This is a genomic window from Sporosarcina gallistercoris, from assembly GCF_050459885.1.
In the GTDB taxonomy this organism is placed as follows: Bacteria; Bacillota; Bacilli; order Bacillales_A; family Planococcaceae; genus Sporosarcina; species Sporosarcina gallistercoris_A.
Genome location: NZ_JBCMNO010000034.1, coordinates 1 through 1327 on the forward strand (window position 1 = coordinate 1; position 1327 = coordinate 1327).

The 1327-nt window shown below is 39.6% G+C and carries 2 protein-coding genes; both read right to left on the reverse strand.

Annotated elements, in window-relative coordinates:
* Positions 1–49 precede the first annotated feature (49 nt).
* A complete protein-coding gene (locus tag ABE021_RS15425) occupies positions 50–907 on the reverse strand; it encodes an IS3 family transposase (RefSeq protein WP_430289899.1) in 858 nt (285 codons plus the stop codon).
* Positions 904–1254, reverse strand: coding sequence for a transposase (locus ABE021_RS15430; RefSeq protein ID WP_430289897.1), 351 nt, complete (start codon positions 1252–1254; stop codon positions 904–906). Before ABE021_RS15430 ends, ABE021_RS15425 begins: the two co-directional genes overlap by 4 nt.
* Positions 1255–1327 lie beyond the last annotated feature (73 nt).

Genomic DNA, 1327 nt, shown 5'->3' on the forward strand with positions numbered 1-1327 from the left:
TAGTCAAGCCCCTTAAAAATGGACACCAAAGTTTATGTACAATTGTGTGTTATGCGCTTTCCAAATACCGAGTCAGAAATGCTGTTGGAGACAAATACCCCAAGCGTTTTTGGCTACGTATTTCTTTGTAGTATTTAATGAACTTCGGAATGGCTTCTTCAAGAAGTGTTGGCGTTTCAATTGAATAGTGATAAGGTAACTCCGTTTTAAAATGTGAAAAAAAGCTTTCAATCACGGCGTTATCCCAACAGTTTGCTTTTCGCGACATACTCGGTATAAAACTTAGCTCTTTCGATAACTGGTTATAACGATAAGATCGGTAAGAATTCCCCTGATCCGTATGAAGAATCACTTGGGAGAGGTCTTTTAGATTTCGCTCTTTCATTGCCTTGCGAATCGACTCTTCCATCATTTCGTTATTGGAAGTGCGTCCTATTACGACCCCAATTGGATTCCGATCATATAAATCCATTATCGCCGATACGAAAACCTTTTCATCGCCTCTTACGAATTCAGTGACGTCCATCACCCATTTGCGATTCGGAAGCAGGGCATTAAAATCACGGGCAAGTAGATTGGGGTAAATATATCCAGCTGCTTTAGTTCTAATTTCCTTCGTATACTTTTTCCGTCTGATCTTGGATTGTATATTCAATTCCTTCATAAGACGAGCCACACGTTTATGATTAATTATATGATTTACCGTACGGAGGACTCCTGAAATACGCTTTGCACCACAGGTGCCGCGATTCTCTTTAACTATCTTTTTAATCGCTCTAATATCTTCCTGGTCTCGCAAAGTCACTATCTTTCTCGGACGCTTTAAATAAGCGTAATACCCACTTCTGGATACGCCTAATGCACTGCATAATTGCTTTACAGTGTAAACCTTTCTCAAGGCTGTTATCGCTTCGTATGCCTTTTGTTTTCCTTCTCCTTGAGAAAGGCCTGGAACTTTTTTAAGATTTCAATCTCCGTTAGCTGTTCATTGTACTTCTTTTCAATTTCTTGAAGCCTTTTGAGCTCATCTCTCAATTGGTCTCTCGGAACTTTCGGGGTTTTTACGAAAGGGCGTAAGCCCTCCACACCCTTTTCTTTATAGATACGAATCCAATTAGTAATAGAATTGACATGAATTTGATGCTCAGTGGCGATATCTGTTTTTGGTCGATTCTCTTCTAAAACTTCTTTAACGATTGTGCACTTCTGTTCAAAAGATATTATTCTCTTCCTGCCCTTTTTTATGAATTCCAAAATGAACCCCTCCCGTAACGGTATGTTCCCACAACTATAACATCTCTTGTGTCCATTTTAAGGGGGTCGACTA